The sequence below is a fragment of the Aquitalea sp. S1-19 genome, from assembly GCF_024343515.1.
The window spans coordinates 1-7,831 of record NZ_RJTZ01000132.1 but is presented as its reverse complement, the minus strand read 5'-3'; the positions used below and the strand labels follow the sequence as shown (position 1 = coordinate 7,831).

Sequence of the window (7,831 nt, the reverse complement as noted above, 5' to 3'; positions counted from 1 at the left end):
CGACGCCGCCCGTCAGGAAGCGCTGCAGCAAAAACAGCGCAAACAGGCGATCAACCGGCTCTGGGTGGCCGGCCTGTCGATGATGCAGGTGATGATGTATGCCGTACCTGTCTACCTCGCCCCGGATGGCGAAATCGAGCCCAACTTCCTGTGGATGCTGCACTGGGCCAGCCTGATCCTGACCCTGCCGGTGATGGTCTATTCGGCTGTTCCCTTTTATCAAGCCACCTGGCGCGATCTCAAGCGGCATAGAGTGGGCATGGATACGCCGGTCACCATAGGCATACTGACCACCTTCTTTGCCAGCCTGTATGCCCTGCTGAACCATATAGAACACGGCATTTACTTCGATTCGGTGTCGATGTTCGTTTTCCTGCTGCTGGGCGGGCGCTATCTTGAGGGCATTGCCAGGCGCGAGGCCGGCGCTGCGGCCGAAACGCTGGTCAAGCTGATTCCGGCATTCGCCCATAAACTCAGCGCCTGGCCCGAATCGCGCGAGACCCACGAAGCGGCTGCCGCGACGCTCTCTTGCGGCGATGTGCTGCTGATTCGCCCCGGCGAAACCGTACCCGCCGACGCTTGCGTACTGGAGGGGCATAGCCAGTTAAACGAAGCACTGTTGACCGGCGAAAGCCGTCTGCTTGACAAGCAGGCGGGCGATGCGCTGATTGCCGGCAGCGTCAACACCGCCAGCCCTTTGTATGTCCGCATTACCGGTACCGGCCAGAACACGCGGCTGGCCAGCATTGTGCGTCTGCTGGATCAGGCGCTGGCCGAGAAACCGAGACTGGCAGAAATCGCCGACCGTTTTGCCGGCTGGTTTGTACTGGCCTTGCTGCTGGCGGCGGTCGCGACGTTTGCCTGGTGGTATCCGCATGACCCCGAACACGCGCTATGGATTACCGTAGCCGTGCTGGTCATCTCCTGCCCTTGCGCCCTGTCGCTGGCCACGCCGGCTGCGCTGACAGCCGCCACCGGACGTCTGGCACTGGATGGGGTCCTCACCACCCGCGGCCATGCGCTGGAAACCCTGGCCCGCGCCAGCGATGTGGTGTTCGACAAAACCGGCACCCTGACCCATGGTGATATGCGCCTGATTGCGACCCAGGCGCTGGACGGACGCGACCCAGCCATACTGCTCGCGCTGGCTGCCGGCCTCGAAACCGGATCGGAACACCCGATCGCACGCGCCATACTGGCTGCCGCGCCGCAAGCTGCCCGATGCGAACAACTGGACAACCATGCCGGCCAGGGTGTGCAAGGGATTGTTCAGGGACAGCGCTACCGTTTGGGCAAACCGGACTTTGTTGCCGCCCTGTCAGGCAGCGCCAGCGTCAATAGTGCAGGCTGGCACGATGGTGCAACCGTAATTGCACTGGGCGATGAGCAAGGGATACTGGCGCTGTTTGCCATCGGCGACCGCGTGCGCGATGATGCCAAAGCCATGCTGACGGCACTCAGACAGGCGGGACTCAAAGTTCATTTACTGTCCGGCGATGCCCTGACTGCCTGCAACAATCTGGCTGCGCAACTGGGCATAGACCATGTCAAGGCGGAAGCGACACCGGAAGACAAGCTTGCCTATGTGCGAGCACTGCAGGCACAAGACAAAAAGGTGGTGATGCTGGGCGACGGCATCAATGACGCGCCGGTGCTGATGCAGGCCGACGTTTCCATCGCCATGGGGGGGGGCACCGATGTCGCGACCGCCAGCGGCGATATGATTCTGATGGGCGACCAGCTGGCCTTATTGCCTGATGCCTTCGCCCTCGCCCGCAAGACGCTGGCCATTATCCGGCAAAACCTGTGGTGGGCTGCCGCCTACAATCTGCTGGCCCTGCCACTGGCCATGAGCGGTCATGTCACGCCGTGGATCGCCAGCCTGGGCATGGCCTGCAGTTCGCTGGTGGTGGTAAGTAATGCCCTGCGCCTGAACAAGAGGAAAAGCTGATGGAAAGCCTGTATTTACTGATACCCATGAGCCTGGTACTGGCTTTTCTGATCGGCGGCATTTTCTGGTGGGCAACGCGCGCCGGTCAGTTCGACGACCTGGAAGGACCGGCACACCGGGTGATGATGGATGACGATAGTGCGCATAGCACACCAGAAAAATTTACGCCAAAAGAATGATTTACTAAAAAATAGAAACGCAATGTACTAAAAGGATAAGGAAGAGCCTTCTTGCCGCTAAAGCGCATTACGCTTGGTGTAGAATCCGCCGTTTTTCCAAAACCCTTTTACGCACAGGCCACACCCAGTGAATACTCTCCAGGCAATCATTGGCATGCTGTTTCTGATCGGCGTTGCCTACGCGGCCTCCACCAACCGCAAGGCAATCAACTGGCGCACCGTTGGCGCCGGCTTGCTGATCCAGAGCGCGCTGTTTATCCTCATCACCTATGTACCGGCTGTCAACCAGGTCTTCAACGCGGTCGGCACCGGCTTTGCCAAGGTTCTGTCCTTTGCCAGCGAAGGCGCAACCTTCGTGTTCGGCGATCTGGCCCGCCCGGCCAAGATGGGCTTTATCTTCGCCTTTGTCGTGCTGCCGGTCATCATCTTCTTCTCGGCGCTGACCGCCCTGCTCTACCATCTGGGCATTCTGCAGCGCGTCGTGGCCGGCCTTGCCTGGTTCATGAAGCGCACCATGCGGCTGTCCGGGCCGGAAAGCCTGACCGTTGCCGGCAATATCTTTCTGGGCCAGACCGAAGCGCCTTTGCTGATCCGTCCTTACATCAAGCACATGACCAAATCGGAACTGGCTTGCGTGATGGTTGCCGGCATGTCGACCCTGGCGGGCGGCGTACTGGCCGCTTATGTCAGCTTCCTTGGCGGTGACAACCCGGCCGAGCAGGCCCGCTTCGCCACCTTGCTGCTGACCGCGTCGTTTATGAATGCACCGGCCGCCGTCGTGTTCGCCAAAATCATGTTCCCGGAAACCGATTACGACCATGAGTCGGGCGACAAGCGCGAAGCCGAAGAAGCCGAAGACAGCACCTTCATCAGTGCCATTGTCGGCGGCGCACTGGACGGCACCAAGATGGCCTCGGCTATTGCCACCATCCTGATCGCCATCGTGTCGCTGATCGCCCTATTCAACTTCCTGGTGATGGATGGCATCGGCGCGGCGCTGGGCGTCAACGAAATGATCAAGGCTTCGACCGGCGGCATCTTTGATGGTCTGACACTGCAATATCTGTTCGGTCAGGTGTTCCGCGTGTTCGCCTTCATGATGGGCGTAAGCTGGGCCGAAAGCCTGCAGGTAGGCTCCCTGATTGGCCAGAAAATCGTGCTGAACGAATTCATCGCCTATCTGGATCTGGCCAAGCTCAAGGAAGCCGGCGCCCTGTCGCCACAAGCCATCCTGATCTCGACCTTTGCGCTATCGAGCTTCTCCAACTTCGGCTCAATCGGTATTTCGGTCGCAGGCATTGGCGCACTGGCACCGACCAAGCAGAAAACGCTGGCAGAAATCGGCCTGCGTGCGCTCCTCGCTGCCGTGATGGCCGGCTTTATGACCGCAACCATCGCCGGCTTGTGGATGTCGATTTTCTGATGAAAAGCCACAGCCCGTGTAAAGCGAGGCTGACAAGACAAGCGGGAAGCGGCTACCATGCCCTTTCCGCTTTTTTATCGTCCGGACACCCTTGTGCAGGCTTCCTTTTCGTTTTTTGCCACGCGACGCTTTTTCCCGCTGTTCGGCACACAGTTTCTCGGCGCTTTCAACGACAACCTGCTGAAAACCGCCATTGTGGTGCTGATCAGCTATCAGGGCCTGTCGTTTGCCGGCATGAAGCCTGAGCAACTGGTCAATATCTGTGCCGGCGTTTTCATCCTGCCCTTTTTCCTGTTCTCGGCCAGTGCCGGCAAACTGTCGGAAAAAATCGACAAGGCCCAGTTGGCGCGCGCCATCAAGCTGGCCGAGGTCGGCATCATGCTGCTGGCCGGTGCCGGCTTTGTGCTGTCATCCGCAGGCTTGCTGCTAGCCGCGCTGTTTCTGATGGGTGTGCATTCGGCCTTTTTCGGCCCGCTGAAATACTCGGTTCTGCCGCAATACCTGAAAGACGGCGAACTGGTCGGCGGCAACGGCCTGATTGAAATGGGTACCTTCCTTGCCATCCTGATCGGCCAGATCGGCGGCAGCCTGCTGGTACAAGGCGGCCCCTGGCCCATCGTCGCCACCACCTTTGCCGTGGCCATCGCAGGCCTGGGCATCAGCCGCGCCATGCCGCCGGCGACGCCGGCCGCGCCGGATATCCAACTGTCGGCCAATATCGCCGGCGACACGCTGACACTGATACGCGAAGCCTGGCAATTGCGCGACGTACGCGCCGCCATACTCGGCATTTCCTGGTTCTGGCTGATGGGTGCGACTTACACCACCCAGTTGCCGACCTTCACCCGCCTGCATCTGGGGGGCGACGCCAATGTCTACACCTTGATGCTGGCGCTGTTTTCCATCGGCATCGGCGTGGGTTCGGTGGTGTGCGCCAAACTGTCGCAGGGGCGGTTGCAACTGGGGCTGGTTCTGGTCGGCAGCCTGGGCATGAGTCTGTTCGGCGCGGATCTGGCACTTGCCGCACTGGGCCACTACCGTGGCGAACTGGTGGGTCTGGGAGACTATTTGCGGACACCGGGACACTGGCGGGTCATGATTGCCATCTCCGGTCTGGGTTTTTTTGGCGGCTTTTTTACCGTACCGCTTTACACCTGGCTGCAGCTAGCCAGCCCCGATGCCTTTCGCTCGCAAGCGATTGCCGCCAACAATATCATCAACGGTCTGTATATGGTGATCGCGGCGCTGGCAAGTGCCGTGTGCCTGATGCTGGTCGACAATATCGCCATCCTGCTCTTGGGCGTAGCCTTGCTCAATATCCTGGCGACCTTGCACCTGATCGCCTGCGCGCCACGCATCTGGCACGAGCGTTTTGGCTGGCTTAGGCGTTTGCAGCGCCAGGCATAGCGCTGCACTTTTCACTCAAGCAGGCGTCCACTGCGGCACCCAGCCGTCTGTTTGCAGATGATCAGACGATATGGCCACCCCCGGCACGGCGACCAGTTCCTTGCCGCGATACAAAAGTGGCCATTGTTCGCGCAGCAGCGGCGGCAAACCGGCCTCCTGCAGCAATGTCTTGACCGGCTTGCGCCCGACAGACTGCGCCAGACGCTCCCCGCCCTGGCGTGGCTGCAACCGCAACTCCCCGGCCAGCCAGTCCACAGGCAGGCCGCTGGACTTAAGCGTGAGCGACAAGTACCCCGCCCAGCCCGTCGGCAATACATCCGAGCCGAGAGTCAGGCCGGTCAGCTTGACCTCGGCGCACTCTGGGGCTTGCCGGCATGCCCAGACTTCGCCGCGATAGCGCACCAAAGCACCCGAATCCAGCGCAAGACAAGGTGAAGCGGCCGCCGCCGCACCCAGCAACTGCTGACGGAAGTGCTCCAAAGCCGACGGCGCAGGCTGGCCAAGCGCCAATTGCTCGCACCAGTACGCCAATAACTGGCGCTGGCGCGCACAGGACAAGGTGGCAAAAGCCGGCATGGCCAAACGCCCCCCGGTGTTTACCGCAGCCAGATCGGCACACGCCACTTCGCGCAGGATATCTGCGGCATCGGCACACAAGGCGGCCGAACGGGCCAGATGCTGGCGGTAATGCGGGATTTGGCCCGCGATTTCGGGCAAGACCGTATGGCGCAGCAAATTGCGCCGCCAGCGCGTATCGGCATTGCTCTCGTCTTCCACCCATACCAGATGATGCGCTTGGGCATAAGCTTCGATCTGGCTACGCCGCACCGCCAGCATGGGCCGCCACAAACCGACTTTTTCATGCATGCGCCACACCGGCATGGCCGCCAGTGCGCGCGGCCCGCCCCCGCGCAACAGTTGCAGCAACACGGTCTCGGCCAGATCATCCTGATGATGGGCCAGCACCAGCGCATCCGCGCTTGATGCGGCATACACGCGATAACGCTCGCGCCGCGCCACGGCCTCCAGCGACTCGCCCCCGGACACCGACACCTGCACGCGCTCGATACGCAACTCGACCCCGTAAGACATGCAAACGGCCCGGCAGCGCTCGGCCCACTCGTCGGCATGCCGGCTCAGGCCGTGATGCACATGCACCGCCGACAGGGCAAAGCCCAGCCGTGCACGCGCCTGCACCAACAAGTCCAGCAGCACCATGGAGTCCATCCCGCCGGACAGGCCCAGCTCCAAACGACACTGGCCGGACAAGGCGTCCGGCCAGCTTTCAAGAAGGCGCTGCAGCAAATCAGGCGGCATCTTCCTTGTAGCGTCCATAACTCATCAACCGGTCAAAACGCGTTTTCAACAATTCATCCAGACTGCGTGCAGTCAGGGCTTTAAGTTCTTCCTGCAATACCCGCTTCAGCGCCGCCATCATGGCAGCATGGTCGCGGTGTGCGCCGCCAACCGGCTCGCTGACCACACGGTCGATCAGGCCCAGCGATTTCAGGCGATGCGCGGTAATGCCCAACGCTTCCGCCGCATCCGGTGCGCGCTCGGCGGTCTTCCACAAGATGGAAGCGCAGCCTTCAGGCGAAATCACCGAGTAGGTCGCGTATTGCAGCATATTGACACTGTCGCCGACCGCAATAGCCAGCGCCCCGCCCGAACCGCCCTCGCCGATCACCGTGCAGATCACCGGCACGCGCAGCTTGGCCATCTCGTACAGATTGCGGCCGATAGCTTCGGACTGGCCCCGCTCTTCGGCACCGATGCCCGGATAGGCGCCCGGCGTGTCGATAAAGGTGATCACCGGCATGCCGAATTTTTCGGCCAGCTTCATCAGGCGCAAAGCCTTGCGATACCCTTCCGGCCTTGGCATGCCGAAATTGCGGTGGATATTATCCTTGGTGCCGCGCCCTTTTTGCTGGCCGATCACCATCACCGCCTGGCCATTAAAGCGCGCCATGCCACCCACGATCGCATGATCATCGGCAAAAGCGCGATCGCCATGCAGTTCCTGAAAATCAGTAAAGATACTGTTCAGATAATCCAGGGTATAAGGACGCTGCGGGTGACGTGCGACCTGCGACACCTGAGCCGGCGTCAGCTTGGCATACAAGGACTTGGTCAGCTCCAGGCTTTTCTTTTGCAGGCGCTCTATTTCATCAGAAATATCCAGCACGGAATCATCCTGCACGAAGCGCAGCTCTTCTATTTTGTTCTCGAGCTCGGCAATTGGCTGCTCAAAATCGAGAAAGGTCGTCTTCATTCTTGCTTCTTCCTTATATGCGGAACCGGCAAATGATACCGTCGACCGGCGTCAACGTCACTATTCGTGTCGGACAAGATGCAGGACGCACCCGGCTAATTCCCCAAACACCGCACAAAATAGAATTAATTTCACAATAGGGCTTGCGCGGCAAATCATCCTATGGTTTAATTCGCCTCCTCAGTTGCACTGCAAACAAAACAGCAGACAACGGAACAGAATTTAAGGGCGCTTAGCTCAGTTGGTAGAGCGTCTGCCTTACAAGCAGAATGTCGGCGGTTCGATCCCGTCAGCGCCCACCAAGGTTTATGGAGTGGTAGTTCAGTTGGTTAGAATACCGGCCTGTCACGCCGGGGGTCGCGGGTTCGAGTCCCGTCCACTCCGCCAACAGTTATAAATGTAATACCCTTTTCAGGGCGCTTAGCTCAGTTGGTAGAGCGTCTGCCTTACAAGCAGAATGTCGGCGGTTCGATCCCGTCAGCGCCCACCAAGGTTTATGGAGTGGTAGTTCAGTTGGTTAGAATACCGGCCTGTCACGCCGGGGGTCGCGGGTTCGAGTCCCGTCCACTCCGCCAACAGTTATAAATGTAATACCCCTT

General features: G+C 60.1%; 6 protein-coding genes and 4 tRNA genes. 8 read left to right on the top strand and 2 right to left on the bottom strand.

The features are described from left to right. The 4 genes from EGI20_RS15465 to EGI20_RS15450 all read left to right on the top strand — a co-directional run. Nucleotides 1-1,951, top strand: a 1,951-nt coding sequence (locus tag EGI20_RS15465) for a heavy metal translocating P-type ATPase (RefSeq protein ID WP_498632503.1), incomplete at its 5' end; no start/stop codon positions are given. After that, on the top strand, nt 1,951-2,130 hold the full coding sequence (gene ccoS, locus EGI20_RS15460) for a cbb3-type cytochrome oxidase assembly protein CcoS (protein WP_498632501.1): 180 nt from the start codon (nt 1,951-1,953) through the stop codon (nt 2,128-2,130). The genes EGI20_RS15465 and ccoS, both read left to right, overlap by 1 nt. 154 nt (nt 2,131-2,284) lie before the next feature. Then, nucleotides 2,285-3,553 (top strand): NupC/NupG family nucleoside CNT transporter, encoded by a 1,269-nt coding sequence (locus EGI20_RS15455; RefSeq protein ID WP_498632499.1) that lies wholly within the window; start codon nt 2,285-2,287, stop codon nt 3,551-3,553. Nucleotides 3,554-3,610: 57 nt separating this feature from the next. Continuing rightward, on the top strand, nt 3,611-4,960 hold the full coding sequence (locus tag EGI20_RS15450) for an MFS transporter (protein ID WP_498632498.1): 1,350 nt from the start codon (nt 3,611-3,613) through the stop codon (nt 4,958-4,960). Nucleotides 4,961-4,975: 15 nt separating this feature from the next. Here EGI20_RS15450 and tilS read toward each other — a convergent pair whose 3' ends face one another. Together tilS and EGI20_RS15440 are read right to left on the bottom strand one after the other, a co-directional pair. Then, a complete protein-coding gene (gene tilS, locus EGI20_RS15445; RefSeq protein ID WP_498632496.1) occupies nt 4,976-6,265 on the bottom strand; it encodes a tRNA lysidine(34) synthetase TilS in 1,290 nt (429 codons plus the stop codon). Between the two features lies 1 nt (nt 6,266). Then, entirely contained in the window at nt 6,267-7,232 is a 966-nt protein-coding gene (locus EGI20_RS15440; RefSeq protein WP_124734327.1) for an acetyl-CoA carboxylase carboxyltransferase subunit alpha, read from the bottom strand. Nucleotides 7,233-7,458: 226 nt separating this feature from the next. Between EGI20_RS15440 and EGI20_RS15435 the strand changes: the two genes are divergently transcribed. The 4 genes from EGI20_RS15435 to EGI20_RS15420 all read left to right on the top strand — a co-directional run bounded on the left by EGI20_RS15435 (nt 7,459) and on the right by EGI20_RS15420 (nt 7,807). Then, a tRNA-Val gene (locus tag EGI20_RS15435) sits at nt 7,459-7,534 on the top strand. An 8-nt stretch (nt 7,535-7,542) separates the two neighbouring features. Then, nucleotides 7,543-7,619 (top strand) — tRNA-Asp (locus EGI20_RS15430). A gap of 27 nt (nt 7,620-7,646) precedes the next feature. Further along, nucleotides 7,647-7,722: transfer RNA gene (locus EGI20_RS15425), tRNA-Val, on the top strand. 8 nt (nt 7,723-7,730) lie between these two features. Further along, nucleotides 7,731-7,807: transfer RNA gene (locus EGI20_RS15420), tRNA-Asp, on the top strand. Nucleotides 7,808-7,831: the final 24 nt, after the last annotated feature.

What these genes read in the sequence shown, in the direction of transcription:
- ccoS (WP_498632501.1), top strand. Translation starts at nt 1,951, where the DNA reads ATGGAAAGCCTGTATTTACTGATACCCATGAGCCTGGTACTGGCTTTT.
- EGI20_RS15455 (WP_498632499.1), top strand. Translation starts at nt 2,285, where the DNA reads ATGCTGTTTCTGATCGGCGTTGCCTACGCGGCCTCCACCAACCGCAAG.
- EGI20_RS15450 (WP_498632498.1), top strand. Translation starts at nt 3,611, where the DNA reads ATGCCCTTTCCGCTTTTTTATCGTCCGGACACCCTTGTGCAGGCTTCC.
- EGI20_RS15440 (WP_124734327.1), bottom strand. Translation starts at nt 7,232, where the DNA reads ATGAAGACGACCTTTCTCGATTTTGAGCAGCCAATTGCCGAGCTCGAG.